The organism is Rhodobacteraceae bacterium IMCC1335, from assembly GCA_039640495.1.
Lineage (GTDB): Bacteria > Pseudomonadota > Alphaproteobacteria > Rhodobacterales > Rhodobacteraceae > Thalassovivens.
Window position 1 is genome coordinate 15,039 of the sequence record CP046864.1, and the last position, 24,953, is coordinate 39,991.

Annotated in this window: 26 protein-coding genes; 6 read left to right on the forward strand and 20 right to left on the reverse strand. The window is 53.7% G+C overall.

Going from position 1 to position 24,953, the window contains the following annotated elements:
* Nucleotides 1-43: 43 nt before the first annotated feature.
* The 11 genes from GN241_00070 to GN241_00120 form a co-directional block, all read right to left on the reverse strand.
* A complete protein-coding gene (locus tag GN241_00070; protein XAT55887.1) occupies nt 44-328 on the reverse strand; it encodes a YggT family protein in 285 nt (94 codons plus the stop codon).
* 83 nt (nt 329-411) lie between these two features.
* On the reverse strand, nt 412-846 hold the full coding sequence (locus GN241_00075) for an aminoacyl-tRNA hydrolase (GenBank protein ID XAT55888.1): 435 nt from the start codon (nt 844-846) through the stop codon (nt 412-414).
* A gap of 338 nt (nt 847-1,184) precedes the next feature.
* The gene (gene mepA, locus GN241_00080) at nt 1,185-2,105 is read right to left on the reverse strand and encodes a penicillin-insensitive murein endopeptidase (GenBank protein XAT55889.1); all 921 of its coding nucleotides are present in this window, start codon (nt 2,103-2,105) and stop codon (nt 1,185-1,187) included.
* A gap of 12 nt (nt 2,106-2,117) precedes the next feature.
* Nucleotides 2,118-3,494, reverse strand: a complete 1,377-nt coding sequence (locus tag GN241_00085) for an MFS transporter (protein ID XAT55890.1) — start codon at nt 3,492-3,494, stop codon at nt 2,118-2,120.
* 117 nt (nt 3,495-3,611) lie between these two features.
* Nucleotides 3,612-4,904 (reverse strand): nicotinate phosphoribosyltransferase, encoded by a 1,293-nt coding sequence (gene pncB / locus GN241_00090; GenBank protein XAT55891.1) that lies wholly within the window; start codon nt 4,902-4,904, stop codon nt 3,612-3,614.
* Nucleotides 4,897-5,505 carry a bifunctional nicotinamidase/pyrazinamidase gene (gene pncA / locus GN241_00095; GenBank protein ID XAT55892.1) on the reverse strand — a complete coding sequence of 203 codons (609 nt, stop codon included), beginning with the start codon at nt 5,503-5,505 and terminating at the stop codon, nt 4,897-4,899. Before pncA ends, pncB begins: the two co-directional genes overlap by 8 nt.
* 118 nt (nt 5,506-5,623) lie before the next feature.
* Nucleotides 5,624-6,577, reverse strand: coding sequence for an EamA family transporter (locus GN241_00100; GenBank protein XAT55893.1), 954 nt, complete (start codon nt 6,575-6,577; stop codon nt 5,624-5,626).
* An 82-nt stretch (nt 6,578-6,659) separates the two neighbouring features.
* Nucleotides 6,660-7,766, reverse strand: coding sequence for a 3-isopropylmalate dehydrogenase (gene leuB / locus GN241_00105; GenBank protein ID XAT55894.1), 1,107 nt, complete (start codon nt 7,764-7,766; stop codon nt 6,660-6,662).
* A gap of 108 nt (nt 7,767-7,874) precedes the next feature.
* The gene (gene leuD / locus GN241_00110) at nt 7,875-8,480 is read right to left on the reverse strand and encodes a 3-isopropylmalate dehydratase small subunit (GenBank protein ID XAT55895.1); all 606 of its coding nucleotides are present in this window, start codon (nt 8,478-8,480) and stop codon (nt 7,875-7,877) included.
* Nucleotides 8,480-9,886 (reverse strand): 3-isopropylmalate dehydratase large subunit, encoded by a 1,407-nt coding sequence (gene leuC / locus GN241_00115; protein XAT55896.1) that lies wholly within the window; start codon nt 9,884-9,886, stop codon nt 8,480-8,482. Before leuC ends, leuD begins: the two co-directional genes overlap by 1 nt.
* Before the next feature lie 55 nt (nt 9,887-9,941).
* Nucleotides 9,942-10,028, reverse strand: coding sequence for a hypothetical protein (locus tag GN241_00120; GenBank protein XAT59125.1), 87 nt, complete (start codon nt 10,026-10,028; stop codon nt 9,942-9,944).
* A 295-nt stretch (nt 10,029-10,323) separates the two neighbouring features.
* Between GN241_00120 and rsfS the strand changes: the two genes are divergently transcribed.
* From rsfS to GN241_00150, 6 genes are all read left to right on the forward strand, one after another.
* The gene (gene rsfS, locus GN241_00125) at nt 10,324-10,749 is read left to right on the forward strand and encodes a ribosome silencing factor (protein XAT55897.1); all 426 of its coding nucleotides are present in this window, start codon (nt 10,324-10,326) and stop codon (nt 10,747-10,749) included.
* Nucleotides 10,750-10,761: 12 nt separating this feature from the next.
* On the forward strand, nt 10,762-11,232 hold the full coding sequence (gene rlmH / locus GN241_00130) for a 23S rRNA (pseudouridine(1915)-N(3))-methyltransferase RlmH (protein ID XAT55898.1): 471 nt from the start codon (nt 10,762-10,764) through the stop codon (nt 11,230-11,232).
* A 129-nt stretch (nt 11,233-11,361) separates the two neighbouring features.
* Nucleotides 11,362-12,885: a 2,3-bisphosphoglycerate-independent phosphoglycerate mutase gene (locus tag GN241_00135; protein ID XAT55899.1), complete on the forward strand. Its 1,524-nt coding sequence runs from the start codon at nt 11,362-11,364 to the stop codon at nt 12,883-12,885.
* Complete coding sequence (locus GN241_00140; GenBank protein ID XAT55900.1) at nt 12,882-14,042, forward strand: peptidoglycan DD-metalloendopeptidase family protein; 1,161 nt, start codon at nt 12,882-12,884, stop codon at nt 14,040-14,042. Before GN241_00135 ends, GN241_00140 begins: the two co-directional genes overlap by 4 nt.
* Entirely contained in the window at nt 14,039-15,376 is a 1,338-nt protein-coding gene (locus GN241_00145; GenBank protein ID XAT55901.1) for a PDZ domain-containing protein, read from the forward strand. Before GN241_00140 ends, GN241_00145 begins: the two co-directional genes overlap by 4 nt.
* Nucleotides 15,377-15,380: 4 nt before the next feature.
* Complete coding sequence (locus tag GN241_00150; protein XAT55902.1) at nt 15,381-15,869, forward strand: RNA pyrophosphohydrolase; 489 nt, start codon at nt 15,381-15,383, stop codon at nt 15,867-15,869.
* A 180-nt stretch (nt 15,870-16,049) separates the two neighbouring features.
* On the opposite strand, the gene dxs is transcribed toward GN241_00150, so the two are convergent.
* The 9 genes from dxs to bchY all read right to left on the reverse strand — a co-directional run bounded on the left by dxs (nt 16,050) and on the right by bchY (nt 24,950).
* A complete protein-coding gene (gene dxs, locus GN241_00155) occupies nt 16,050-17,969 on the reverse strand; it encodes a 1-deoxy-D-xylulose-5-phosphate synthase (protein ID XAT55903.1) in 1,920 nt (639 codons plus the stop codon).
* Between the two features lie 174 nt (nt 17,970-18,143).
* A complete protein-coding gene (locus GN241_00160; protein ID XAT55904.1) occupies nt 18,144-19,259 on the reverse strand; it encodes a photosynthetic reaction center cytochrome c subunit in 1,116 nt (371 codons plus the stop codon).
* 4 nt (nt 19,260-19,263) lie between these two features.
* On the reverse strand, nt 19,264-20,250 hold the full coding sequence (locus tag GN241_00165; GenBank protein ID XAT55905.1) for a photosynthetic reaction center subunit M: 987 nt from the start codon (nt 20,248-20,250) through the stop codon (nt 19,264-19,266).
* Between the two features lie 2 nt (nt 20,251-20,252).
* Nucleotides 20,253-21,092 (reverse strand): photosynthetic reaction center subunit L, encoded by an 840-nt coding sequence (locus tag GN241_00170; protein XAT55906.1) that lies wholly within the window; start codon nt 21,090-21,092, stop codon nt 20,253-20,255.
* 150 nt (nt 21,093-21,242) lie between these two features.
* Nucleotides 21,243-21,398 (reverse strand): light-harvesting protein, encoded by a 156-nt coding sequence (locus tag GN241_00175; protein ID XAT55907.1) that lies wholly within the window; start codon nt 21,396-21,398, stop codon nt 21,243-21,245.
* A 13-nt stretch (nt 21,399-21,411) separates the two neighbouring features.
* Nucleotides 21,412-21,561, reverse strand: a complete 150-nt coding sequence (locus GN241_00180) for a light-harvesting protein (protein XAT55908.1) — start codon at nt 21,559-21,561, stop codon at nt 21,412-21,414.
* A 122-nt stretch (nt 21,562-21,683) separates the two neighbouring features.
* Nucleotides 21,684-21,905 (reverse strand): protein pufQ, encoded by a 222-nt coding sequence (locus GN241_00185; protein XAT55909.1) that lies wholly within the window; start codon nt 21,903-21,905, stop codon nt 21,684-21,686.
* A 13-nt stretch (nt 21,906-21,918) separates the two neighbouring features.
* Nucleotides 21,919-23,382 carry a chlorophyllide a reductase subunit Z gene (gene bchZ, locus GN241_00190; GenBank protein XAT55910.1) on the reverse strand — a complete coding sequence of 488 codons (1,464 nt, stop codon included), beginning with the start codon at nt 23,380-23,382 and terminating at the stop codon, nt 21,919-21,921.
* Nucleotides 23,382-24,950 (reverse strand): chlorophyllide a reductase subunit Y, encoded by a 1,569-nt coding sequence (bchY, locus tag GN241_00195; protein ID XAT55911.1) that lies wholly within the window; start codon nt 24,948-24,950, stop codon nt 23,382-23,384. The genes bchZ and bchY overlap by 1 nt, the downstream gene beginning before the upstream one ends.
* Nucleotides 24,951-24,953: the final 3 nt, after the last annotated feature.

Consider the following 24,953-nt stretch of genomic DNA (forward strand, 5'->3'; position numbering starts at 1 on the left):
CGCGCTTGAAGCGCTGCCAGAGCGCCGGTTTAAAAGGCAGCCATTAGCGCAGTAAAAGCTCAGGAAGAATGTAATCACGTAAAGAAATGATGATTACAAAGGCCACCAAAGGCGCCAGATCCAACGGGTTGGTATTGGGTAAAACCCGGCGCAAAGGCTGATAAATTGGCTCTAATAGGCGGTTTATCCCCTGCCAGATCTGCGCCACCATTGGCTGGTGCAAATTCAAAACCTGAAAATTGATCAACCAGCTCATGATAATATGCACAATCATGATGAAAAACGCGATATCCAAGATCAGCCGCAGCGGTCCATATATTGCCATCATTATTTTGAGTTCCCGTTATTTTTAGTAAACTACCTAGTGAAGCGGATGCCAAAGAACAAGGTGGGCCAGAAGTTTCTGACAAATTAATCCCCGTCAAATTCGGCTTTTGAGGGCCGTCCACGATTGCTTTTCACCGCGCCTCGAATTTTTTTAGCCGCCAAACGCCGACGTTGGCTGCCCAAAGTGGGTTTGGTGGCCACGCGCGGCTTGGGGCGCTGCAAAGCTTGCTGCAGCAAAGTCACCAACCGGTTGCGCACAATTTCTCTATTCCGGGCCTGATGGCGTGTTTCATCACATTGCAAGATAAGCGCACCATCTTTGGTCCAGCGCCGCCCAGCCAATCGCTGCAAGCGCGCTTTAATCGGATCGCTCAGGGCTGGAGAACGCGCCGCTTCAAAGCGCAATTCAACCGCCGAGCTCACCTTATTCACATTTTGACCACCCGGGCCAGAGGCGCGCATGAACTGCTCGCTTAGCTCCCATTCCTCGATGATAATTTTATCCGATACGCGCAGCATGATTTGCCTTTTGAAGTGAAGTGAACCGCAATCCCTTTTTAAGAACAAAAAGGGCCGCTTGAACCAAGCGACCCTTCGAGACTTACGGAGGTGGGCCGGTTAGGCAGCCACCAATTCAGTTGATCCTGCGACCAAGGGTTGCCTTCAGACGCGGCTCTCCTGAACTGTTCCGACACCTCTCTCCAATACCTCTCTAGACACTGGATCACCTCCTTTCACATTGTTGAACTCATCTCTACCGTGGCAGAGTTTACAGCTTTGTCAAACAAATCTTTGCAGAGGAAATAAGCTTTTCGAGGGCTCGGTCAAAAATCCAGCAGATAGGCCGACACCGCACATTACTTTGCGTTCAACACAGTGCGGCATTGGCCGGGCAAATCAGCCAATTGCAACGCCCGCTTCAGCTTTGGACGGGCCTTTGGGCGCGGCGGGCCGGGCGGCTTTGGCTTGACCTTGGGGGGATTGAGAATTCGAGCCACCCATTTCTCTGCCTCTTTACAACCATCGCCTTTCGGGGGTGGCGGCTGGTTCACGCAGTCCTGCAAGCCCGCCGGGCATTTCAGACGCACATGAAAATGGGAATGATGGCCCCACCAAGGGCGGATTTTACGCAACCAAGCGCGATCCCCGCTTGCCTGTTTGCACATTTTAACCTTAGCGCCGGGAAATATAAAAATCCGTGTAACGCGCGGGTCTTGCGCGGCATATTTCAAAAGCTGTGAATGCTGGCCGGTCCATTTGTCATTGATATAGGCACCTTGCGCGCGGCGCAGCGATGTTGACAAGATTTCTTCTCGTTGCGCAGGACTAAGCGATAAATCATCCGCACGGCGCAACCATATATCCACATCCAGACCATTTTGATGGCTGGCATGCCCGCTTAGCATTGGTCCGCCGCGCGGTTGCGATATATCGCCAATATAAAGACCGTTCCAACCGCGCAGATTACTGGCGCGCTGCGACAGTTTTTGAATGTAATCAATCGTCTCAGGGTGCCCCCAATTGCGATTTCGAGACAACCGCATCGCTTGCCAAGTGGGTCCAGATTCTGCCAATTGTTCGGCGCCCGCCAAACAGCCTTTGGCATAGCTGCCAAACGCCGACGGGGTTTGATCTGATCCGGTTTGCGCGCTTCCAAATAGGTTTTTTGCGGCTTTCGCCCCGACCTGAAGCGCTGATCCGGTTAAAATACCGCAAAACAATAACAAGAAAAGCGATGCACTATGCCAGAAACGGATCACCGATACCCCCTTTTTCAAGTTCGCAGCTGGTTAGGCCATCTCACCGCTTTCTTGATCGCCATCCTTATTCACCCATCGTAGCAAAATAAGACCAATGATGAAAAGAAAAATCAATGGCGAAACCCCCAGCCGAGGGCTTTCGGTCAACCAAGTGACCAAGCCAATCAACGCGGGCGCCAAAAAAGCGGTGGCCCGCCCCATCAACCCATAAAGCCCAAATCCTTCGGTGGCGCGTTCCGGGCTTGTGTGGCGTACCATCATCGTGCGGCTGGCCGATTGCAAAACCCCGCCAATGCCGCCAATCACCACGCCGCAGCTCATAAACACCAAATCGGGCAGCGCAGATCCAGCCGCCAGCGGCACCCCAAAAAACATCTCACGGCTCATATTAACCACGGTGATACAGACTAAAATCAAAATTAAAATTGCCAGCGTAATTACCGGCTTGGGCCCGTATTTGCGATCTACGAAACCGCCCAGCCAGCAAAAAACGGCCGCGGAAAGGCCTGCAACAATACCAAAGGCACCCAAACTGCTAATGCCCCAATCCAAAACCAACACCGCGTAAATACCCCCGAAGCTGTAAAGCCCGTTCAACGCATCGCGATAAAACATCGAAGAGAGTAAATAGAACGAAAAGCTTTTGCGGGTCTTCAAACTGAGAATAGAGTGCCACAAACGGCTTAAGCCAGCACGAATGCGCATGGGCGATTTTTCACCCGGATCCTCTTTCACCCACAAAAAATATGGAATGATGAAGATCAGAAACCAAAGCGTAACGAAGGGTCCAACGCTGCGTGTGCCTTCTTTTTGCGCCGCATCCAACCCAAATAAAGGGTCTAATTCCAAGAAAATCGTTTTGCCATTCTCTTGCTCGACAAAGAGCAACAACATGATCATCAACGACACAATGCCCCCGAAATATCCAAAGGCAAACCCATCCCCAGAAATCTTACCGATCTCATCGCGGTTGCCCAAGGAGGGCAATTGCGCATTGGTGAAAATATAGGCGAATTCGGCGCCTATGAAACCGATCCCAAACGCCCCCAACATCCAAAGCATGTTCGAGCCATCAGGCAGCGTCCACCAAAGGCTATAAGAGCCCAAAACATAGAGAAGCGCAAAGCCAACGATCCAGATGATGCGCCGGCCAGAGGTATCGGCAATCGCCCCTAAAACGGGTGCCCCGAAGCCAATGATTAAACCCGCTATGGTCAAACACAGGGACCAGAGGCTTTGCGCTTGCGCATCTGCCTGCGTTCCGGAAACCCCCATAGAAAGGTAATATTCCGCCGCAACCGAAGCGAAATACGGCCCAAAAATAAAGGTTAGCAGCAACGTATTATAAGGTTGGGTGGCCAAATCGAAAAAATACCAGCCCCATATCCGTTTGCGCGCGCTCATCATTCCTCCCCAGGCTTCATCCCCATAAGGCAGGCAAACGCAATGAACATCAAGCAGACTTTTTAAAAACGCATATGTTTCGCGCCTTTAAAGGCAAATCGTTCCATTGCGCGCAACGTCCTAAACCAACACCTCAATCGGATTCTGGGCGCCCACGCCAAACACACGTTTGTAGCGCTTAATCTCGCTTTGAGGGCCCATCGCTTTGCGTGGATTGTCTGATAATTTGACCGTCGGCTTGCCGTCGGCTGAAACAGCTTTGCACACCAAAGAAAATGAATCCAACCCTTCAGAAGGCACCAAACCTCTGAAGTCATTTGTAAAATGAGTGCCCCATCCGAAGGACACTTTCACCCGGCCGCTAAACTGGTGATGCAGTTTCTGGATCATCCCAGTATCCAGCCCATCCGAAAAAATAACCAGCTTTTGTCTGGGGTCTTCGCCGCGCTCTTGCCACCATTTGATCGCAATTTCTGCACCGCTTGCCGGATCACCACTATCGATACGTATGCCCGTCCACCCCGCCAAATAATCAGGCGCGTTGCGCAAAAACCCTTCTGTGCCATAGGTATCGGGCAAGATAATTCTCAAATTCCCATCATGCTCATCCTGCCAATCCGACAGAACCTGATAGGGGGCCTGCGCCAAATCTGCATCATTATGCGCCAAGGCCGAATAGATCATCGGCAATTCATGGGCATTGGTGCCGATCGCCTCAATATCACGGCGCATGGCGATCAAACAGTTTGAGGTGCCGACGAATTTCTCACCCAAACCTTCCTGCATGGCTTGCACGCACCAATCCTGCCATAAAAAAGAATGCCGGCGGCGGGTGCCAAAATCTGCAATCCGCAAGCTGTCAATCTCGCGCAAAGTTTCGATTTTTTCCCATAATTTTGTTTTGGCGCGCGCGTAGAGCACCTCCAACTCGAACCGACCCATTTTTTTCAACATGGCGCGGCCACGCAATTCCATCAGCGTCGCCAAAGCGGGTATTTCCCACAGCATAACTTCTGGCCAGCTGCCTTCAAATGTCAGCTCATATTGGCCATCGCGTTTTTCCAAATGATACGGGGGCAAACGCAGCCCCTCGAACCACTCCATAAAACCTGATCGAAACATATAGCGTTTGCCATAAAACGTATTGCCGCGCAGCCAAGTGCTTTCACCACGCGTCAGGCAGAGCCCGCGAATATGGTCCAACTGCTCGCGCAATTCACCCTCATCGATCAAATCAGCAAGGCGCACCTGCGATGAACGGTTGATCAAGCTGAACACCACCGTGGTTTGAGGTTTGTTGCGCAGCACGGATTGGCACATCAGAAGTTTATAAAAATCAGTATCGATCAATGAGCGTACGATCGGGTCGATTTTCCACTTGTGATTCCAAACGCGGGTGGCGATATCAACCAAAATCAGCCTCCAATCGCACGCCGGCATCGCGCATATCGCGTTGCGCTGCTGCCAATGAGCCATTTACATCAATCTCGCGGCAGGCCCCCAATAAGACCCGCACGGAATATCCCAATTTTGCAGCATCAACGGCCGAATAATTCACACAAAAATCGGTCGCCAGCCCAACCATGTCCAAATCGCTAACACCGCAATTTTGCAAATAACCATGCAAGCCAGTGGCGGTTACATGGTCGTTTTCAAAAAAGGCTGAATAGCTATCGATCAAAGGATTACCGCCTTTGCGCAGAATAAGCGCCGCCGCATCCTGATAGATATCCGCGTGAAACTGCGCGCCAAAGCTGCCTTGGATACAATGATCTGGCCACAGCACTTGCGGGCCATATGGCATTTCAACCATATCCAGAGGCGCCTTACTATTATGGCTGCTGGCAAAGCTGGAATGCCCCTTTGGGTGCCAATCTTGCGTCAAAATCACCCGATCATATCCGACCATTAAACGATTGATTGCAGGGATGATCTGATCACCTTCCGACACGGCCAAAGCGCCACCGGGGCAAAAATCATTCTGGACATCAATCACCAAAAGCGTTTTTGACATGCTTTAGGCCCTTTCGTCGCGTCACATTACTGCTACAGGGTTATAACAGCAGCGACAGGTTTTCTACCCAACATCGGCAAGTTTTGCATCCTAAAGCCCTAATAAAGCGCGTTTGACGTTAAGATCGGCGTTTGAGCAACAGGCTGATCCGTGGCGTGATACCAATATCCATCCGGCTGCGCGTGCTTAAAACTGGCTTTTGCGAGCTGTCTTTTCGGCGCCGCTCGCGCAGCAAAAGATATAGACCACTCAGCACAATCACGGCTGAACCAAGCATCGTCATCCGGTCGGGAAATTCTTGAAAAAAAACAATTCCATAGAGCGCCGCCCAAAGCATTTGCGAATAATGCATCGGGGCCACCACCGCGGCCTCTCCAATGCGATAGGCTTTAATAATGCAAAGCATCGCCAAGAAACCCAGCACCGCCATACAGCCCAACAAGCCAATATCTTCCAAAGCAATTGGCGTATAGGAATAGGCCGCCAATGGACCCAGAACAATCAAATTGGCAAACATCGGATAAAGCATCAAAACAATCGTGCGTTCCTCATTGCCGATTTTACGCACGATCAAAGATGAAAGCGCACCGCATAAGGCGGCGGTTAAGGCTGCAACATGGCCAAGGGTCAGCGCGGTGCTTGCCGGACGCAACACGATCAACACCCCAACAAACCCCAAGATAACGGCTGCCCAGCGATGGGCACCAACTTGCTCTCCCAAAATCGGAATCGCCAAAACGGTGATCAGCAAGGGCATACAAAACATCAATGCATAGGTTTGCGCCAGCGGCAAAACGGAAAAAGCATAAAACGCCGCCACCGCCGTAATCACCGTTGCACAGCTGCGCAGGAACACCCAGACCGGATGATGCGGCATTAGATTATCTTCATTGCGATCAGGCAGATGAAACAAAACCACAAGCGGAAAACTGAACAAAACCGAAAAGAAAATGATCTGGAACACCGAATACGTATCACCCAGCATCTTCACGATCACGTCATGGGCTGAGAAAAGCGCAAAGCCAAGCAAGGCGAACAGCGCTCCGGCGCGATTGGCGGATGTCTTTGACATGGCGCTCTCATTTCTGGTGGGCGATTGGGTAAAATCTCAGATGCGGGAAATAGGCAAGGCGCATCCGCCTTGCCAAGGTGCTTTACAGGCTAGAGTCCAACGCTGCGATAATCGCATCACCCATTTCTGCGGTGGTGATCGGCGTGCCATCTTCGGGGCCCATCAGGTCTGGTGTGCGCGCGCCTTGCGCCAAAACGGTTTCAATCGCTTGTTCCAACCGCGTCGCCTCCCCGCCCTGATCAAAGCTATAGCGCAACGCCATCGCAAAGCTTAGAATGCAAGCGATCGGATTGGCTTTGCCTTGACCGGCAATATCCGGCGCTGAGCCATGAACCGGCTCGTATAAAGCTTTTGGACGTCCATTCGCCATCGGCAGGCCAAGGCTGGCCGAGGGCAACATACCCAAACTGCCGGTCAGCATCGCCGCGGCATCCGACAGCAGATCCCCAAACAAGTTATCCGTGACAATCACGTCAAATTGTTTGGGCCAGCGGCACAGTTGCATCGCGCCAGCATCGGCATACATATGGCTAAGCTCCACATCCGGATAATCCTCATCATGCACTTTCTGAACCACCTCGCGCCATAAAACGCCCGATTCCATGACATTGGCTTTTTCCATCGAACAGACTTTATTGCCGCGTTTTCGGGCCAATTCAAACGCACTGCGCGCCACCCGGTCAATCTCGCTTTCGGTATAGCGCTGCGTGTTGATGCCCACGCGTTCATTGCCTTCTTCAAAAATGCCGCGCGGCTCGCCAAAATAAATCCCCGAGGTCAGCTCGCGGATGATCATAATATCAAGGCCTGCGACCACATCTTTCTTCAATGATGAAAAATCGGCCAAAGCATCAAAACATTGCGCGGGTCGCAAATTGGCAAAAAGATCCATCTCTTTGCGCAAACGCAACAAACCACGCTCGGGTTTCACGCTGAAATCCAGATCGTCATATTTCGGGCCGCCAACCGCCCCCAGCAAAACCGCATCGACCTCTTGGGCTTTGGCCATCGTGTCATCATGCAGCGGCGTGCCATGCGCATCATATGCGCAGCCGCCCACCAAATCTTCAAACACGTCAAAAGGCAGGGCGCGCTTGGCCCCATACCAATCGATCACTTTGCGCACTTCGGTCATCACTTCTGGGCCAATACCATCGCCGGCCAAAATAAGAAGGGAGGGGTTTGTCATTCTCAAAGACTCCTTCGGAATATGTCATTTTGCAAAAACGGGTGCGTTGGAAAGAGGAGCACCCCCAGCTGCCACGCCCATTTGGTTTATGAAATCAAAGCCGCCCGCTTACACCCAAGGGTGGCTTACTTGTAATTTGCTTTCATAGGCATCGATGGACGCAGCTTTTTCCATCGTCAGGCCGATATCGTCCAAACCGTTCAGCAGGCAATGCTTTTTGAACGCATCCACCTCGAAAGAAAAGGTTTCCCCATCCGAGGTTGTGACGGTCTGCGCCTCAAGATCAACCTCGATGCGCGCGTTTGAGCCTTTTTCGGCGTCTTTCATCAACACATCCACCTGCGCTTTTGGCAGCACAATCGGCAGAATGCCATTTTTGAAGCAATTGTTGAAAAAGATATCGGCATAGCTTGTGGAAATCACGCAGCGGATCCCGAAATCTTTAATCGCCCATGGGGCATGTTCGCGGCTCGAGCCGCAGCCAAAATTATCGCCCGCCACCAAGATCTCAGCTTCACGATATTGCGGCTTATTCAGCACAAAATCGGGGTTTTCGCTGCCATCATCCAGATAGCGCATTTCGTCAAACAGGTTCACACCCAAGCCCGAGCGCTTGATGGTTTTCAAAAAGACTTTTGGGATGATCATATCCGTATCGATATTGATCAAAGGCATGGGCGCGGCAATACCACTGAGTTTTTCAAATTTATCCATTACATAATCTCCCGTACATCTGTCAGCTTACCCGTGATCGCCGCCGCGGCTGCCATCGCCGGAGACATCAAATGCGTGCGTCCACCGCGGCCCTGACGGCCCTCAAAATTGCGATTTGATGTGGCCGCGCAGCGCTCGCCCGGCGCCAGCTGGTCTGGATTCATAGCCAAACACATCGAACATCCGGCCAGCCGCCATTCAAACCCCGCCTCTTTAAAGATATCGGCCAAACCTTCTTCTTCGGCTTGCGCGCGCACCAAACCTGAGCCGGGAACCACCATCGCACGGATACCGTCTTTGATTTTCTTTCCCTTTAGAATTTCGGCCGCCGCGCGCAAATCTTCAATCCGCCCATTCGTGCATGAGCCGATGAACACAGTGTCGATGGCGATCTCGGTAAGGGGTGTGCCTGACGTCAGCCCCATATAATCAAGAGAGCGGGCCGCAGCATCAACTTTGCCGCCCTCAAAATCACTCGATGCGGGCACGGAAGCCGTGATCGGCAACACATCTTCGGGCGAAGTGCCCCAGGTAACCACCGGGGCGATATCTTCGGCTTTCAGCGTCACAACTTTGTCAAAATGCGCGCCCTCATCCGTAAATAGCGATTTCCAATAGGCCAGTGCAGTTTCCCAACTGGCCCCTTTGGGCGCATGCGGGCGGCCCTGACAATACGCAAAGGTTTTTTCATCCGGCGCGATCAAACCAGCGCGGGCACCACCTTCGATCGCCATATTGCAGACGGTCATCCGGCCTTCAATCGACAAATCGCGAATAGCCTCACCGCAATATTCGATCACATACCCTGTTCCACCAGCGGTTCCTGTTGCGCCGATAACCGACAGGGTGATGTCTTTCGCCGTCACGCCAGGGCGCAATTTCCCGGTGATTTCCACTTTCATATTTTTTGATTTCTTCTGGATGAGCGTCTGCGTGGCGAGAACATGCTCAACCTCAGAGGTGCCAATGCCATGCGCCAAGGCACCAAAAGCGCCATGGGTCGCGGTATGGCTATCACCGCACACAACGGTCATCCCGGGTAAAGTCCAACCTTGCTCGGGGCCAACAATATGCACGATACCCTGGCGGACATCCGAAACAGGATAATAGTGAATGCCAAAATCAGCCGCGTTCTTATCCAGCGCTTCTACTTGAATGCGGCTTTCGGGATTGTCGATTCCTTTGGCACGATCCAGCGTGGTGGGCACATTGTGATCCGGCACGGCAATGGTTTTTTCCGGCGCGCGCACTTTGCGCCCGTTCATCCGAAGGCCTTCAAAAGCTTGCGGGCTGGTCACCTCATGAACAAGATGACGGTCAATATACAGCAAACAAGTGCCATCCTCGGCCTCATGCGCCACATGCGCATCCCAGATTTTATCGTATAGTGTTTTCGGGGCGGTCATTTTTAATCCTCTCCCGTAGGGTATGAAAAGATAGGGCGAACGTGTTTTGACGGGCCTAGGAAGGCGCGCGAACCGATTTCATCGCTCCAAAAAACCGCCAAGGCAGACGGGCGCGATCATCCATGTCAAAAATACGAGTCATTGTCATAAACCGTTCATACGCCCAAATTTATGGCGCTTCAAGCCACCCGGGCACGCCAAAAACGTTATGTCAAAACCAGCGCCCTAAGATCCAAACTAGTGCCAGTGCGCCGCGTTAAAAAGCGTGTCAAACGCGGCCAAGCCAGCAGCCGCCTGCGCAAAGCGATGATATGCTCTGCGGCTTGCCTGTTGCCAGAAAACCTCAATCCGGGCGTGCGCAAAGGTTTGATTGAGATTTCATATCAGCCATGTTACACTTTTCATATGCTCAGCGCTGGAGCTTTCGGCGTAACAACATGGAGGACACAGTCCTGACACTATCAGTTGATGCAGCAGGCGCTGCAGCTCAGCCCTCTTATTTAGAAGGGCATAAACCGGTCTCAAGTGAAACACTTCTTACCCGAATCCTTGACTCCCTCGCCGAAGACAAAGCCGAAGATATTGTAGATATAGACCTGCGCGGCAAAACCGCGATCGGGGATTATATGGTGATTGCCTCAGGGCGCTCTACGCGGCAAGTCGCGGCGCTGGCAGAAAAATTGACAGACCGGCTGAAGCAAGAATTTGGACGCCTGTCCAAAATCGAGGGCAAAAACACCGGTGATTGGATACTCGTCGATACGGGGGATATTATTATACATCTCTTCCGCCCAGAAGTGCGCGAATTTTATCAGCTGGAAAAAATGTGGGTGCCGCTTGGCCAGCAGGCAAAGAACGCCTGATATAGCCTGAAAATGCGTCTTACCATTTGTGCTGTTGGCCGGTTGAAATCCGGCCCCGAACATCTTTTGATCACCGATTATGCGACCCGGTTCAATCGCATGGGCAGGTCGCTGGGATTGGGCCCTTTGAAAATTCAAGAAGTTGAAGATAAGAAAAATATTGGCATGTCAGCAGAAGCTGAATTGCTGCGCAAATCCATCCCCAATTCGGCCAGTATCTGCGCGCTTGATGAGCGCGGCCCGGTGATGAGCTCGCCACAATTCTCGCGCTATATGGCCGCGTTACGCGATCAGCGGGTCAGCGATTTGGCCTTCGTAATCGGCGGCGCCGATGGAATTGATCCAAGCTTGCGCGACGCTGCCCATGCGCAATTGTCTTTTGGCAAAATGGTCTGGCCGCATCTATTGGCGCGGGCGATGCTCTGCGAACAAATTTACCGCGCCGCCGCAATTCTTGCCGGCGCCCCCTATCACCGAATATAAAGCGCTAACCCTATAAGGTGACGCCCCGAGATGAACAGCGATCGGCAAGCCTAAAAGCCACATTGCGCCAAGGCCAAGGCTTGCACCCCGATGCAGCGCAGCCTAAATCGGTTAAAAAAGGAAATCAGCATGGCAGCAATACCTATAGTTCTGTGTATTTTAGACGGCTGGGGCTGTGGCACCAACGAGGTCGGCAATGCCCCAAAACTAGCAAAAACACCTTGCTTTGATCACATTATGGAAAGCTGCCCGACAGCAGAATTAATCACATACGGGCCAGATGTCGGCCTGCCTTCGGGGCAAATGGGAAATTCAGAAGTTGGTCATATGAATATCGGCGCTGGGCGCGTGGTTGCTATGGATCTTGGCCAAATTGATCTAGCGATCGAAAATGGCTCTTTTGGCCAAAACGCAGCGCTTCAAGCGTTTATCGGACAGCTTCAACGCAGCGGCGGGACTGCGCATGTGATGGCTCTTGTGTCCGATGGCGGGGTGCATGGCCATATCGCGCATCTGCTTGCAACGCTGCAAGTGCTGAGCGCGGCAGGCGTGCCCAGCTGTATCCATGCGATCACCGATGGCCGCGATGTGGCCCCGGGAAGTGCGCTTGGCTTTATCGAACAGCTCAGCGCCGCGCTGCCTGCGCAAGCGCAGATCGCCACCGTGACGGGCAGATATTTTGCGATGGATCGCGACAATCGCTGGGAGCGGGTTCAAACCGCTTATGATGCAATCGTGGCGGCGCAAAGCAGCCACACCGCCGCAACAGCCGCGCAAGCGATCACCGCGGCAGATCTGGCCGGCATCAGCGATGAATTCATCCCCGCAACGGTTGTGACCGGCTATCAGGGCGTTTCGTCAGGCGATGGGCTCTTCTGTTTAAACTTTCGCGCCGATCGGGCGCGCGAAATCCTAAGCTCTCTGGCCGATCCGCATTTTGATCATTTTCAAAGCCATGCCCAACCCGCCTGGGCGGGCGCATTGGGCATGGTGGATTATTCCGAAGCGCATGCCGGTTACATGCAAGCCTGCTTCCCCAAAACACCCGTGGTAAACACTTTGGGGGCGTGGGTGGCACGGCATGGCAAGCGCCAGTTTCGCGTTGCCGAAACCGAAAAATATCCCCATGTCACGTTTTTTCTGAATGGTGGCACAGAACAAGCAGAACCTTTGGAAGAGCGGTTCATGCCGCATTCTCCGAAAGTGGCAACCTATGATTTGCAGCCCGAAATGGCCTCTGAGGCTGTTACAGATCATCTGATCGGCGCGATCACTGACGCCTATGATCTTATCATTGTGAACTATGCAAATCCCGATATGGTTGGCCATACGGGGGATTTGAACGCCGCCATCAAAGCCTGCGAAGCTGTTGACCGTGGCCTTGCGCGGGTGTTGAATGCGTTAGAAGAAACCAATGGGCAAATGATCCTAACAGCGGATCATGGAAATTGTGAAATGATGGTAGATCCGGAAACGGGGCAACCCCATACCGCGCATACGCTTAATCCAGTGCCGGTGGCGCTGATCAATGGCCCCGATGGCAGCGCGTTAAGGTCGGGGGGGCGGCTGGCAGATCTGGCGCCAACGCTCCTGCAGCTGATGGGGCTGGACTACCCCTCCGAAATGACAGGCCGCAGCCTGTTGCTGCCATGAAGCAGCTTTTCGCCCTTCTCGCTTTGCTGACCTTATTTGCGGGCCAAGGCAATGCCCGTGATTTGGCCCGCAGCCCTCACAACCTGGTAGAGGCCGCCCAAAAAGCTGCAAACACGCTGGATCAAGCCACCGCAAGTCTGGTGCGCGCAGAAACCGCATCAGATCGCGTGCGGGCCTTGACGCAATCAATCAGAAGCATCGAACACGCCTTAGCTTTAGTGCGCCAAGGCCTGCGCGAAATGGCGATGGAAACGGCAGCGATTGATGCCCATCTCACCCGCCAAGAGGATGAAATCGGACGTTTGCTTGGAGTGCTGCACAGCATCGATAAAGACGCGGTTTACAGCAGCCTAATCCACCCCTCTGGCCCCTTGGCAACGGCGCGGGCGGGCATGATGCTTTCAGATATCGTGCCGGCATTACAAAATCGGGTCACGGCGCTGCAACGCGAATTAGAGGATCAAAACGCGTTGATCGCATTTCAAACCGAAATCCGCGATGCGTTAAAGCTGGGGCTGGGCGAAGTGCAGCACGCTCGCGCTGCATTGGCCAGAGCGCTTGCCGATCGCAAAGACCTTCCCCGCCGCTTTACCGAAGATCCATCAAAAACCGAAATCTTACTGACCGCTGCCGATAGTTTAGACGCTTTCGCAGACGGCGTTGCGATCATCGCTGCCGATGAAGTGCCCGGATCGCTACCCTATATCGGGAATCGCAAAGGCGCGCTGCCCTTTCCCGTAGCGGGGCGGATCATCCGCCAATTCAATGAAACTGACGCGGCGGGGATCGTTCGCCCAGGTTTGGTTGTTGCAACGGCCTCACAAGCCATCGTTACAACGCCCACAGCCGCTACGATACGCTATCGCGGGCCCCTGCTCGATTATGGGCAAGTGTCGATTATCGAACCTCAGATAGGGGTGCTGATCATCGTTGCGGGCATGGAAACAGTCTATGGCAATATTGGCGAAGTGCTGCCGGCGGGCAGCCCGATCGGCATTATGGGCGGTCAATCACAAAGCTTTGAAAAAATAATTGAACAAACTGTGATTGGCAATGGTAGCGAGCGACCAGAAACGCTCTATATAGAGGTTCGAAACGACAATATTCCGCAGGACCCACTGCTTTGGTTCGGCCAAGGAAAGGATCTTAAGAAATGAGTAGGTTGATTTTGGCCGCAGGGTTTGGCCTGAGCCTTGGGGTGATGACAGCGTTGCAATTTGCGGCACCGGTTTTGGCGCAATCCAGCAATGAGCGCAGCAGCGTCTATGAACAGCTTGATCTTTTCGGTGATATTTTCGAACGCATCCGCTCGCAATATGTGGAAGAGGTGGACGAGGCTGAACTGATCGAAGCCGCAATCAATGGTATGCTGACCTCACTGGATCCACATTCCAGCTATATGTCGCCAAAAGCCGCTGCGGATATGCGTGTGCAAACCCGTGGTGAATTTGGCGGGCTGGGCATCGAAGTTACCCAACAAGATGGGTTTGTGAAAGTTGTCTCGCCCATTGATGGCACGCCCGCAGATGCTGCGGGCATTGAAGCGGGCGATTTTATCACCCATGTTGATGGCGAAACGGTGCTTGGCTTAACGCTCAATCAAGCTGTGGAAATGATGCGCGGGCCGGTTGGCTCTGAAATTATCATCACGGTGGTGCGCGAGGGCGAAGATGAACCTTTCGATGTGTCAATCATCCGCGATACGATCAAGCTTACGGCAGTGAGATCGCGCGTTGAAGGCAGCTCGGTGGTGCTGCGCATCACCACGTTCAACGATCAAACCTATCCCAACCTTTCTGACGGGATTGCCAAGCAAGTTGAAGAATTGGGCGGCATCGACAACGTAAACGGATTTGTGTTGGATTTGCGCAACAATCCGGGTGGCTTGCTCTCGCAAGCGATCCGCGTGTCCGACGCGTTTTTAGAGAAGGGCGAAATCGTCTCAACCCGCGGCCGCGATCCGCAGGACGGAGATCGCTATAATGCCTCGCCCGATGATCTGGCCGAGGGCAAACCCATTGTGGTGCTGATCAATGGTGGGTCTGCCTCGGCCTCGGAAATTGTGGCCGGCGCGCTGCAAGATCATCGCCGCGCCGTGGTTGTGGGCACGCGCAGCTTTGGCAAAGGCTCGGTACAAACGGTCATGCCCTTGGGCGGTGATGGTGCGATGCGACTGACAACCGCCCGCTATTACACGCCATCAGGGCGCTCGATCCAGGCTTTGGGTGTCTCGCCTGATATTATCGTTGAGCAACCGCGCCGAGAAGATAACGAAGAGGCCGAAGATGAAGACGGTACAAGCCAGCGCCGTTCAGAAGCGGATCTGCGCGGATCCTTGCTGAATGACAGCCTCAGCGATGAAGAAATTGAGCAGATTGAAGCAGACCAAGCCGAAGCTGAAATGGCTGCTAAACTGCGCAATGACGATTTTCAACTGTCTTACGCGATTGATCTTCTCAAAGGCATGACGGCGCTGGCGGGGCAAGATTAAGCCAATGACGCCAGAGCAGATTGCCGCGCTACCTTATCGACGCAATGTCGGGATTATGCTGATCGACAAACGCGGATACGTATTTGTGGGACAGCGGCGCGATAACCATTCCGATGCTTGGCAAATGCCGCAAGGCGGAATAGATCCAGGAGAAACGCCAGAAGCGGCGGCTTGGCGGGAATTGGAAGAAGAAACCGGGGTTGCGCCTGCCTGCGCCACGTTAATTGCCGTGTCAAAGGGCTGGGTGAGCTATGACTTGCCTACCGATCTGGTACCCAAACTCTGGCAAGGCAAATATCGGGGGCAAGAGCAGAAATGGTATCTGATGCGATTTGAGGGCGCGAATCAGGATGTGAATATTCAAACAGAGCATCCCGAATTTTCCGCATGGGCTTGGATGCGCCCGGCAGATCTGATCGAGAATATTGTGCCGTTTAAACGCTCAGTTTATGACGCCGTTTTAAACGAATTCGCAAATTACTTGCCCGAATAAGCCACGCCCAAACAGGCCTGCCTTACGGGCGCAGGCTTCATGGCCAAAACTGTAAATCCGGGCGCGCACTTGCTTTCAAATCCTACAAATGACGCAGCCCAAATCGCGGGCTTACGCACGCAGCGCGGCGCATGATCCAACTGGGGCGCCGCAAAAATTTTGCCTTGAAAAGAGGTTTTATCAGCTGGCGGAAAACTGGAGAATATTCTGGGATGGATGCACCAATTCAAAGATGGTTTTGTGAATATCCTGCGCGGTCAAACCAGCATCTTTGTACATTTCTTGCGGCGATCCGTGGTCAATAAAGCGATCTGGTAAGGTTAAGGTGCGCAATTTCACCCCCTGCTCCAACTGACCTGATTGCGCCAAATAATGCAGCACCATAGCCCCAAACCCACCAACCGAGCCCTGCTCAACCGTTACCACCGCCTTATGGTGGCGCATCAATTGCGTGATTAAATCTGTATCAAGCGGCTTGGCAAAGCGCGCATCGGCAATCGTCACGCGAATACCCTGCTGCGCCAACGTGATTGAGGCTTGCTCAATTTCGTCCAAATGTGCCCCAAAAGAAAGGATGGCGACATCCTCGCCCTCTTGCACAATACGGCCTTTGCCGATCTCGAGCACGTCGCCGCGCGGGGGCATGGCAACCCCTGTGCCGTTTCCACGCGGATAGCGAAAGGCGATCGGGCCAGCATCATGCGCCGCTGCCGTGGCCACCATATGCATCAACTCCGCCTCATCCGAGGCAGCCATCACGGTAAACCCCGGCAGATTGCTCAGATAGGCGATATCAAACGCCCCCGCATGCGTGGCCCCATCGGCCCCAACCAAACCCGCGCGGTCAATTGCAAAACGTACCGGCAAACCTTGCAGCGCCACATCATGAACCACTTGATCATAGCCGCGCTGCAAAAAGGTTGAATAAATCGCACAAAAGGGTTTCAGGCCGCTGGCCGCCATTCCTGCGGCAAATGTCACCCCATGCTGCTCCGCAATCCCGACGTCAAACACGCGCTTTGGAAAGCGGTCCGCCAAAATATTGAGACCTGTGCCCGATGGCATCGCCGCGGTTACCGCAACAATATTGGGATCGCGTGCCGCTTCATCGCACAGCGCTTGCCCGAATACTTTTGTATAAGCCGGCGCGTTGGGTTGCGATTTTGCCTGGGCGCCGGTTGCAACGTTGAATTTTGATACGCCGTGATATTTATCCGCAGCCTGTTCTGCAGGCGCGTAGCCTTTGCCTTTCACCGTGCATGCATGGATCAACACCGGGCCCGTTGCCCGCGTGCGCGCCGCGCGCAATATCGGCAACAACTGGTTCATATCATGGCCATCTATCGGGCCAATATACTCAAATCCCAATTCTTCGAACAAAGTGCCAGAGCCGTGCAAACCTGTTACCAATTGGCGCGCACGCTTAGCGCTGTCGCGCAAGGGTGAGGGCAGGGCCGATTCAAACCCTTCCGCCAGCGCCTTCATTTTCGCCAAAGGTTCGTTCGAATAAAGCTTAGACAGATAAGAGGACATCGCGCCCACCGGGGGTGCGATCGACATTTCATTATCGTTCAAAATAACAAATAAGCGCCGGCCTTCGCTGCCAGCGTTGTTTAAGGCTTCATAAGCCATACCCGCGCTGATCGAGCCATCGCCGATCACAGCGATTGCATCCCCCGTCGGGCGCCCCATATCGCGCCCCACGGCAAAGCCCAGCGCCGCAGAAATAGAGGTTGAGCTATGCGCAGCGCCAAAGGGATCAAATTCGCTTTCGCTGCGTTTGGTAAAGCCGCTTAACCCATCTTTTTGCCGCAAACTGCGGATGCGGTCACGCCGGCCCGTAAGAATCTTATGCGGGTAACATTGGTGCCCAACATCCCAGATCAATTTATCATGCGGCGTGTTAAACACTGCGTGGATCGCCACACTCAATTCGACAACCCCCAGCGAAGAGCCCAAATGCCCGCCAGTTTCGGACACGGCCGAAACAACCTCGCTGCGCAACTCATGCGCCAATTGGATAAGTTCTGAATCTTTTAGGCCTTTCAAATCTGCAGGGCCTGCAATTCGCTCGAGCATGGGAAGATCAGAATGTTGCATCAGACGCGCCTCCTAAGCGAGGGAAAAAGCGTCACATTCAAGGAGACCCTGAATGTGACGCCAGTCTCCTGTAGCCAACAGGATGGGAACCGGGGTGTGGAGACCCCGTATTTGACCCACGGGAAAATGGGTCAAATCTGGCGGGGATCAGGGGCGGCATTACCGCCCGCAATCCTATTCGTAAACCGGCGTGCCCGTGGTCGCGAGCTCGGGCCAGTATTGGATCACATTGGTGCCCTGCAGCGGCTGTTGATAGCCTTTGTGACAGGTTTTACACGCCGCTTTTGGCGCATCCCCATGCAAAGGACCAAGGCGGTTCTCAGGATAAGTATCACCCAATGGGATCAGATACTCGGTGTTCATTTCCTGAACCATTCCGATACCCAGCGATTCTGTGCCCCATTGAGGCGTCACTTGCTCGGGATCATAGAATGCCCGCGTATTGTGGCAGAAGACACAGTTCACACCCAAAGAATTGCTGACATAATTCATCAGCGCATAGGTGCGTTCTGCATTCTGAATGCCCGCCACATCCGGATCGGTGATGTCTTCATCGGTCCGGCTTTCCAAACTGTGCACCCCAATCACTTCACCATCTACCAAATACTTCTCAAGCGCATCAGAGGGCAAAGAGCTGTATTGGCTGAGCGGCGTGACCCGGTTCTGGTTCGACGACCATCCCGCGGTAGACGCGTTGACCGGCGTCACTTTGAACCAAATGTCGCTGGGCACATTTTGTCCCCGGTGACAGGTCATGCAGGTCACCCCAACCTCTTTATTAGCGTTGACATGACCATCCCAGTTTTCATTGATATTCTGGGTCATTTGGATCATCCGGCGGGCCACAACTTTGGTGTAGAGTGTATCTTCACCATAGGTTTCGACATCGCCATCCCCGTGACAATAAGCGCAGCCTTCTTCGGGCGCTACCCAGCGGGTCATCGCCGCCATCACCCGGTTGAAGTTATCCTCCGTAACATCACCCAACACTTGCACGTTTTCATAGATGTCTTTGGCCAGCGCATCGCCAGCCTCGGGGATATAAGGCTCATCCTCGATCAGCTCAGCAATATCAGGATCCGGAATAGCCAGTTCGGCTTTAAATTCCGGCACTGACATACCCGTACCGCGCGGCCCGGTTTGCAGACTGTCCGTGGCATAGGGTTGCCCCCAGGCCACGATCATGATCGCCACAAAAACAGCCCCGCCTACGACGCCAACCAGAATGCCAGGCCCGAACACATCTTTCGGGTTCTCGCGATTCCATTTGTTAAACCAATTCGGAAGCATGCTATCACTCCTTGCCTATAAAGGCTTCGTATGAGCCATAGCTGTCATAGCCATACGAGCCGTCATACATAGGCGCAAAGTTATGTTCTTGTGCCCAGATGAACCAGTTATCGACAACCGTGCCGGTGAGAAGGATCCCAATACCACCCGTGATCGGGGTGAGCACTGCGAACCACCATGCCCAGCGGTGAATACCCTCCATAGTCGCGTTAAAGCCCATCGTCCAGCGCCAGAAAAGGGCTGCACGCTCAGAGGCGGTGCCGCGATCATAAATCTGCTCAAGTTCGCGATCACCGCCGAAACGGGTCACCGCCAGAATGGTCGCCCCATGCATGGCGAACAGCAGAACCGAGCCATAGAGGAAGACAATCGACAGAGCATGGAAGGGGTTATAATAGAGGTTGCCATAACGAATTGAGAACGCGGTGGTCCAATCGAGATGCGGGAAAATGCCATAAGGCACAGCCTCAGACCAGCTGCCCATCAGGACGGGCCGGAACAAGCCGAGCACCAAGAACAACCAAATCGCGCTGGCGAAGGCCCAGGCCACATGTTTGCCCATCTTTTGCTCTTGCGCCAAAAGATAGGTCCGCAACCACCAAGTGCACACCGAGACCAGCAAGAAGAAAGAGGCGATGATATAAAGCCCTCCATCATTCAAGGGTGGCATGCTGAGCCCGTGCTCGGGGCCCGGAGGTTCTAGCGCCAGCCAGAAACCCTGCCGCAGGAACTCTGGCAAAGACCAGCCCACCTGCGCCAACATGCTGATGCCAACGATAAAGAACCAGGCCAAGCCGGTTGCCAGACCGATCATACCCGTCCAGCCCAAATAAACTGGGCCAAGCTGTGCGTTTCCGACCCAACCGGCCAGATTGGAAAACCAAGGGGTTCCCATCCGCTCGGCCGCCATCGTGCCCGCTTCATTATCCAAGCCCATCTCCGCAGGACCGCGAACTTGCACTTGGGTGAATATGTTCTGATATTCAATCATGATTACATCCCCACCTGTGATGGCCAAATCGGCAATTCAAGCCACCAGTTCCACCATTCAGGCCAGCCTTTTGTCCAGACCGGGCCGGAAATAATGATACAAACGGCGGAAAAGAAAACCGCGTTAATCGCCAGTAAAAATCCAAGGCGGTGGATCCCCAACGTGCCGATCGAATACCCAATAAGATCGCGAAAGAACGTATCTTCGTGATCAGGGCCCATCGCTTCTTGGCCTTTTTCGGGATTGGCCGCGCTCAGGATCAAACCGCCATGCAATGCCAACGCCAGCGTGGTGGTAAAGAATAAGGTTACCGCCAGCATATGGGCTGGATTATAATGGAAGTGTAAATATGCATAACCCGTATTGCTGACCCAATCGAGGTGGCTGAAAATCCCATAGGGAAATCCATGCCCCCAGGCGCCCATTAATAAGGGCCGAAATACGACCAAAGTCATATAGGCAAGAATTGCAAAGCTAAACGCAAAGGGCACATGATACCCCATGCCGAGCTTTCGACAAATCTCGACCTCGCGCAGCGCCCAACTGATAAAGGCACAGACTGCACACATTGTGATAATCTGCCACAAGCCGCCCTCAAGCAGCGGGGCCAGACCCAATCCATATTTCAAGTCAGGAGGTGCAATATTGATCAACCAAGGGTTAAACGTGCCTTGCTGTGAGGCCCCCCAGAAGATCAGCACGGTTCCCAACAGGGCAAAAAATGCTGTCGTGACTCCGAAGAAGCCTACATAAAAAGGCCCCACCCAAAAGTCGAACAGATCGCCCCCGATCAACGTCCCTCCTCGGACGCGATACTTTCTTTCGAAGCTGAGCAATGCCATCTAATATCTCCGCTCTTACCGGCCTTTCGCATCTGCGATGGCCGCCTTCTGTGAATGTGACTAGCCGCGGCCGATCCCAAAAGGGATCGCCCGCCACTGTCTTTTGTGAAAACTGTCCGATGGCCCTTTTAATAAAGAGCCATCAGCCAATTAATTTGCAGCAGCTGCTATTTCGAACCAGTTGAAGCCATCCGTGCTGAGCAGCACCAAATGGATCATCGCGGCCAGTAGGAACAGGAAAACACCCTGCGCTACAAAGACACGACGCGGATCAAAAACGAGCCAGATTTTGTAAAACTTAGCCATTATTCAATCCTCCTCAAAACCACGGAAACACGATGAACGTAGCAATGTGGGCAACCACAGCTACGGCAACGAATAACCACATACCACTCAGATATACTGAGTGAAGCTCTTGAGCTTGCTCGTCTGTTAAACCTGTAAACGACAGGTCACTTCTATCAGCCATGAACTTTCCTCCGGAATGTTAAGCCGACGCCGCAGTGCCCCTGCGGCCGGGTCCTTTGGGGCTTTCACCCCGCCGGGTCCTGCCCCCTCAAAAGAGGGGTCAGTTTCGTCTTCCCAACCCTTTCAGGCCGAGAAAATTAGTGGCGTGATCCGATCAGCCTCGGCCCAGGCGCGCGCAAGCGGCCCATGCAGCATCAATGTCTGTTTGCGGATCACATCCAGCACCCAAGCTGCCGTGGCAAAGGGGATTGCCAAAACAAAAATGAGGCTGAAGTAAATCATGAATTCCGAGCTGCGTCGCGTGGTGCTGCGCGCTTTGGGAACGTTTGAAGTAAAGTCCGTCATCTGTCGGTCCTTTCTAAGTTACAGCCGACCCAGAGGGGTCGAGTGCCAAAACAGTTTCGATCACAACCCGCTCAGCGCCTTGCGCAAGTGCGGCTTTTTCGGCGGCATCTCGCAATGTTTTTGCCGCGGAAATACGGGTTAAAATCGGGTGTTGCTCAACGATGCGATCCAGCGCGTTCTGCGCATCTGCATCCCAAGGGAAATCGCGGCGTAAGGTGGTGGGGGTGGCCTCCGCGCTATCCATTTCACTGCCCAGAGGCAGAATATGAAACAGCGCGTCAAACAACCCGTTGCACACTTCTTGCAGCAAATAGGTCGCACCGGCATAGCCCATCATCGGCGTGCCGGTAGCGCGCCGGATCGCCGCGCCTGGAAAAGAGGCGGGAATAAAGGCCGGGCTGGGCCCATGGCCGCCTTTTAATTCTGCCAAATACATTTTTTCATTGATGCTGCCCAAAACAATCAAGGGGCGTTTTTGCGCCATCAACGCGCGCACCTCGTTATTATTGGTCTTGCTGCCCCGCGAGCGGGCCACGGCAAAGGCGCAGGGCAATCCTAAATCACCCTCTAAATAATTGCGAATTCCGCGTGCATAGGTTTCATTGGCCACGATTGCGAACCCAGCTGTGGCAAAGAAATCCTGCGTCACCGAGCGCCATAAATCCCAAACCGGCTTGATCGTGGAATGCTTTTCCTGCTCGATAAACGGCTCGGGATCCAATTCCAAAAGCTCGCCCAATTTGCGCAGGAACAGCGTGGTGCTTTCTACCCCAATCGGCGCTTGCAAATAGGGCTTCCCAAGCACTTCGCATAAGCCGCGGCCAAATTCGCGATACATACAAATATTCACATCCGCATTCACCAAATCGCGCATTTCAGCCACATGCGCGCCAAGCGGCATCACCATATTCACTTCGGCGCCGATACCCTCCGCCAAACGGCGGATCTCGGCCAAATCACTTGGCATGTTAAACGTGCCATACATCGGGCCCAAAATATTGATCCGCGGCTTGGCGCCATCTTCGCGCTTTTTCTCACGCGGCATACGGCCTTTGGTCATGCCAAATTCGGTGAAAATCCATGTCATGGCTCGATCTGCCGCTTCCCATTGATCTTCATCAATTGTACGTGGCAAAAACCGCTGAATATTGGTGCCCATTGGGGTGACACCACCGCCGATCATTTCGGCAATTGACCCTGTCACCACCACTGCGGGCAAAGCTGGATCAAGCGTTCCCCAAGCGCGCTTCATCGCACCTTCCGTGCCATCGCGGCCCAGTTCTTCTTCGCCCAAACCCGTCACCACGATGGGCAATTCATGCGGCGGCAACGCATCTGTGTAATGCAGCACTGAGGTCACGGGCAGATTTTCACAGCCCACAGGCCCATCGATCACGCATTGCAGGCCTTTGACGGCGCAAAATGCATAGATTGCGCCCCAATATCCACCCGCTCTGTCATGATCTTGAATCAGCATCAGATCATCTCCTGCGCTTTGGCGGCGCGCGCCATTTTATCAAGCTTTTTCTGATGCGCGGCGCGAAAATCGGGGCGCAGATTTGGGGCCCCTTCCCAAACGCCCGCGGTATCCCCCGCGCCAACGCCTTCAAAAAAGTCACGCATCTTATCCATACGCGCTTTTCCGGCGATCGCCGCGTTCACCACTTCTGCCAGCGATCCAGCCCCAGCAGGGCCCATCAAAGGGCGCGCAGAGATCAAATTGGTGAAGTAAAGCCCCGGGATAGCCAGCTCTTTGGCCTTTTGAACCACCGGGGTGGTGCCGATCGCCAAATTGGGTTGGAACGCCTCCATCGCCGCGCAATCATCTTCCAGCGATGCACGGAATTTTACCTGAACCCCTTTTGCCTCAAGCCAAGCCGCATCTTCGGCCGACCACGGCGTTTTGGGGCAAGCGGTGCCGACATATGGAATTTCAGCGCCGCTTTCGATCAACAAGCGCGCGACCAGCAATTCGCTGCCCTCATAACCCGATAGGGTAATCCGTCCGGTGATTGGCTTGGCGGCAAGCGCGCCTTTGATCGCAGGCAGAAAGGCATTTTGGGCCGCGGCCACTTGATCTGCCGCCAGACCAAAAATATCACCAATACCCGCCATCCAAGCCGCTGTGCCATCATAACCCACGGGGGCGCTGCCCAGAATAGGGCGGCCGGCAGCTTCAAATTCGCGTATCGCCGCGGTGTAAAACGGATGGATCGCCGCAACAGCGCCACAATCCAGCGCCGAATAGAGCTCGCGCCATTCACGGGTGGGCACCACGGGCCCGGCTGCAAGCCCCATCGGAGCCAGCATCGCACCAATCATCACCGGATCAGCGGGGAACATTTCTCCGAGCAAACTCACCGTAGGGCGATCCGATTTGCCACCCAGCGGCGCCGCCACAGGCCCCGCTTCAATTTCTTTGCGCGCATAATTCAACATCGCACCGGCCAAAACGTCTTTCGCCTCGGCATGCGTTGGGATCCCAAAGCCGGGCACATCGATACCCACGATCCGCACGCCATTTATTTCATCGGGCAACAAGCGCAACGGCACGCCGCTGGCGGTCGGCACGCAAAGATTTGTGACAACGATTGCATCGTAAAGATCGGGGTCGGCCAATTCATGAACCGAATCGCGGATATCCTCAAACAGCTTGCCCGTAACCAAGGTTTCCGAATTAAACGGCACATAGCCAACCGAACGTCGCGCCCCATAGAAATGGCTAACAAAGGTCAAGCCATAGACGCAGCAAGCCGAACCAGAGAGCACAGTGGCCACGCGGCGCATCCGCAGGCCAACGCGCAAGGAGCCAAAAGCCGGACACATGGATTGCGGTTTATCATGCGGACCTTGGGGATAATCCTTGGCGAATTGCGCGAGCAATTCAGAATTCCCCGACAATTTAGCCGCCTTTTTCATTTCAGATCCAGAATGACATCCAAGACCATCAGCTGGCATAACAGAGGCTTCAGCCGCCTCATCGCGCAGATGACCTTTGATCACTTCAACCTGTGAAGCCGCATCATATGTGACTTCGTCACTCATCCA

Bases quoted from the DNA above. Each gene is read 5' to 3' on its own strand.
- GN241_00185 (XAT55909.1), bottom strand. From the start codon at position 21,905: ATGACGGACTTTACTTCAAACGTTCCCAAAGCGCGCAGCACCACGCGA.
- GN241_00180 (XAT55908.1), bottom strand. From the start codon at position 21,561: ATGGCTGATAGAAGTGACCTGTCGTTTACAGGTTTAACAGACGAGCAA.
- bchZ (XAT55910.1), bottom strand. From the start codon at position 23,382: ATGCTGATTCAAGATCATGACAGAGCGGGTGGATATTGGGGCGCAATC.
- GN241_00100 (XAT55893.1), bottom strand. From the start codon at position 6,577: ATGTCAAAGACATCCGCCAATCGCGCCGGAGCGCTGTTCGCCTTGCTT.
- GN241_00120 (XAT59125.1), bottom strand. From the start codon at position 10,028: ATGACTCGTATTTTTGACATGGATGATCGCGCCCGTCTGCCTTGGCGG.
- GN241_00170 (XAT55906.1), bottom strand. From the start codon at position 21,092: ATGGCATTGCTCAGCTTCGAAAGAAAGTATCGCGTCCGAGGAGGGACG.
- GN241_00135 (XAT55899.1), top strand. From the start codon at position 11,362: ATGGCAGCAATACCTATAGTTCTGTGTATTTTAGACGGCTGGGGCTGT.
- GN241_00175 (XAT55907.1), bottom strand. From the start codon at position 21,398: ATGGCTAAGTTTTACAAAATCTGGCTCGTTTTTGATCCGCGTCGTGTC.
- leuD (XAT55895.1), bottom strand. From the start codon at position 8,480: ATGGATAAATTTGAAAAACTCAGTGGTATTGCCGCGCCCATGCCTTTG.
- leuC (XAT55896.1), bottom strand. From the start codon at position 9,886: ATGACCGCCCCGAAAACACTATACGATAAAATCTGGGATGCGCATGTG.
- GN241_00150 (XAT55902.1), top strand. From the start codon at position 15,381: ATGACGCCAGAGCAGATTGCCGCGCTACCTTATCGACGCAATGTCGGG.
- pncA (XAT55892.1), bottom strand. From the start codon at position 5,505: ATGTCAAAAACGCTTTTGGTGATTGATGTCCAGAATGATTTTTGCCCC.
- dxs (XAT55903.1), bottom strand. From the start codon at position 17,969: ATGCAACATTCTGATCTTCCCATGCTCGAGCGAATTGCAGGCCCTGCA.
- GN241_00075 (XAT55888.1), bottom strand. From the start codon at position 846: ATGCTGCGCGTATCGGATAAAATTATCATCGAGGAATGGGAGCTAAGC.
- rlmH (XAT55898.1), top strand. From the start codon at position 10,762: ATGCGTCTTACCATTTGTGCTGTTGGCCGGTTGAAATCCGGCCCCGAA.
- bchY (XAT55911.1), bottom strand. From the start codon at position 24,950: ATGAGTGACGAAGTCACATATGATGCGGCTTCACAGGTTGAAGTGATC.
- GN241_00160 (XAT55904.1), bottom strand. From the start codon at position 19,259: ATGCTTCCGAATTGGTTTAACAAATGGAATCGCGAGAACCCGAAAGAT.
- GN241_00085 (XAT55890.1), bottom strand. From the start codon at position 3,494: ATGATGAGCGCGCGCAAACGGATATGGGGCTGGTATTTTTTCGATTTG.
- GN241_00145 (XAT55901.1), top strand. From the start codon at position 14,039: ATGAGTAGGTTGATTTTGGCCGCAGGGTTTGGCCTGAGCCTTGGGGTG.
- GN241_00140 (XAT55900.1), top strand. From the start codon at position 12,882: ATGAAGCAGCTTTTCGCCCTTCTCGCTTTGCTGACCTTATTTGCGGGC.
- rsfS (XAT55897.1), top strand. From the start codon at position 10,324: ATGGAGGACACAGTCCTGACACTATCAGTTGATGCAGCAGGCGCTGCA.
- GN241_00165 (XAT55905.1), bottom strand. From the start codon at position 20,250: ATGATTGAATATCAGAACATATTCACCCAAGTGCAAGTTCGCGGTCCT.
- GN241_00070 (XAT55887.1), bottom strand. From the start codon at position 328: ATGATGGCAATATATGGACCGCTGCGGCTGATCTTGGATATCGCGTTT.
- leuB (XAT55894.1), bottom strand. From the start codon at position 7,766: ATGACAAACCCCTCCCTTCTTATTTTGGCCGGCGATGGTATTGGCCCA.